A 2,006-nucleotide genomic window follows, 5' to 3' on the forward strand; every position below is an offset into this window, starting at 1 on the left:
ACGGGGTAGCGTGTCGCGGGTGGTAGACGAGACTGAGGCCGGCAAAGGGCGCGCAACACCGAGTCGCAAAGAGGCAGAAGCGGCCCGCAAGGCCCGTCTGAAGACCCCTGTTTCGCGCAAGGATCAGGTGAAGCGTGAGCGCGCTGCCCGCGAGGAGCTCCGCGCCAAACAGCGTGAGGCTTTGAAGTCCGGTGACGAGAAGTACCTCCCGGCACGCGAGCGCGGACCCGTACGCGGATTCGCCCGCGACTTCGTCGATCGCCGCCGCAACATCGGCGAGCTGCTGATCCCATTCCTGTTCGTGATCCTCGTGTTCCTGTTCATCGCCGGAGCATCGGGGCATCCCGAATGGACCAACTACGCGACGACGCTCGTCTACCCGTTGGTCATCATCGGCGTGGTGATCGACGTGTTCCGATTGACCCGCTCACTCCGCAAGGAGCTCAAGGCGCGGTTCGAGCCTGACGAGACCAAGGGCACGGTCGCCTATGCGATCCTGCGCAGCATGCAGCTACGCCGTATGCGCCTTCCCAAGCCCCAGCTCAAGCACGGCGACCCCATGAAGGATCGCTACTAACTCAGCTTTCTCGGTGGTTGAGTAGCCCGAGGGACGAGGGCGTATCGAAACCTCGTGCGCCGAGAGGCTCGCTCTAGCCCTCCGCGTGGAGTGACATCGGGCCGTAGATCTCGTTCTCTCCATCGAACAGGCGCACCTGGTCGACGCCGTCTGAGACCAGGTCCCCAAAGGCTTCGCCGATCCACGACTCAGCATCGCCGCGGCTCTCGAAGGCTTCTGACCGACGGATGACGTCTCCTGCGGCGGTCTCCAGCGTCCAGGTCCAGGTCATGGTCAGCTCTCCTTGGTCGACGGTTGCACGAACGGCGGCTTGGTCACCGTGAACAGCTCGGAGCGCCCACGTACGTCGACGGTGACAGTGGCGCCATCCTCGACCGACGGCTCAAGCAGTGCAAGCGCGATGCCCTGGCGCAGCGTCGGTGAGAACGTGCCCGACGTGACCTCACCGAGCTCGGCTCCATCATCGCCGAGCACCGTCATCCCTGGGCGCGGGATGCCGCGACCCTGGGCGAGGAGTCCGCGCAGCGTACGTACGGTCTTCTCGTCGCGCTGGCGCTGCAGTGCGTCCTTGCCCCAGAACGCCGGCTTCTTCCAGCCGACAGCCCATCCGGCGCGGGCCATGACGGGGCTGATCTCGGCCGAGAGCTCATGGCCGTGGAGTGGATAACCCATCTCCGTCCGCAACGTGTCGCGCGCGCCAAGTCCGCAGGCGCGGATGCCGTATGACTCCCCCGCCGCCATGACTGCATCCCACACGGCGACGGCGCCATCCGCCGGTACGACGAGCTCGTAGCCGCGTTCGCCGGTGTAGCCGGTGCGGCACACCGTGATGTCCTTGCCGGCGATCGTCGCGTCCGCGAACGACATGTACTCGTGATCGACGGGCAGGTCGAGAGCCTGGAGCACCTCGTCACTCAGCGTTCCCTGGATCGCCAGAACCGCGTAGTCGCGGTGCAGGTCGGTGATCTCGATGCCAGCTGGCGCCTCGGCCTGGAGCTTGGCCACGACGGCAGCCGTGTTGGCGGCGTTGGGGATGAGAAACACCTCGAAGTCGCTGCGGAGGTACGCGATGAGGTCGTCGACCGTGCCGCCATCCTCGTCGCAACAGAGCGTGTACTGCGCCTTGCCCGGTGCGATGCGGTCGAGGTCGTTGGTGAAGCAGCTGTTGACGTACGCAGCAGCGCCGGTGCCTCGGACCAGCGCTTTGCCAAGGTGGCTGACGTCGAACAGACCGACTGCCTCGCGTACGGCCTTGTGCTCCGCAAGCACTCCGCCTCCGGCGTATTCGAGCGGCATGTCCCAGCCGCCGAACTCCGCGAGCTTGGCGCCGAGGGCGACGTGACGGTCGTGAAGGGGCGAGTGCAGCAGATCCATGAACGCAAACCTAGAGGAGCCGTGGATACAGTGACGACATGCCTACCGTCAGCCT

At 65.7% G+C, this 2,006-nt stretch carries 3 protein-coding genes; 1 reads left to right on the forward strand and 2 read right to left on the reverse strand.

Annotation, left to right across the window (positions count from 1 at the left end; translation table 11 throughout):
- On the forward strand, positions 1 to 577 hold a 577-nt coding region (locus V6M39_RS12730), incomplete at its 5' end, for a DUF3043 domain-containing protein (protein WP_332644187.1).
- A 73-nt stretch (positions 578 to 650) separates the two neighbouring features.
- Here V6M39_RS12730 and V6M39_RS12735 read toward each other — a convergent pair.
- On the reverse strand, positions 651 to 848 hold the full coding sequence (locus V6M39_RS12735) for a hypothetical protein (RefSeq protein WP_332644188.1): 198 nt from the start codon (positions 846 to 848) through the stop codon (positions 651 to 653).
- A 2-nt stretch (positions 849 to 850) separates the two neighbouring features.
- Positions 851 to 1,951: a glycine cleavage system aminomethyltransferase GcvT gene (gcvT, locus tag V6M39_RS12740; RefSeq protein ID WP_332644189.1), complete on the reverse strand. Its 1,101-nt coding sequence runs from the start codon at positions 1,949 to 1,951 to the stop codon at positions 851 to 853.
- Positions 1,952 to 2,006 lie beyond the last annotated feature (55 nt).

The sequence above is a fragment of the Aeromicrobium sp. genome, from assembly GCF_036675695.1.
GTDB lineage: Bacteria > Actinomycetota > Actinomycetes > Propionibacteriales > Nocardioidaceae > Aeromicrobium.

What these genes read in the sequence shown, in the direction of transcription:
- gcvT (WP_332644189.1), bottom strand. Translation starts at nt 1,951, where the DNA reads ATGGATCTGCTGCACTCGCCCCTTCACGACCGTCACGTCGCCCTCGGC.
- V6M39_RS12735 (WP_332644188.1), bottom strand. Translation starts at nt 848, where the DNA reads ATGACCTGGACCTGGACGCTGGAGACCGCCGCAGGAGACGTCATCCGT.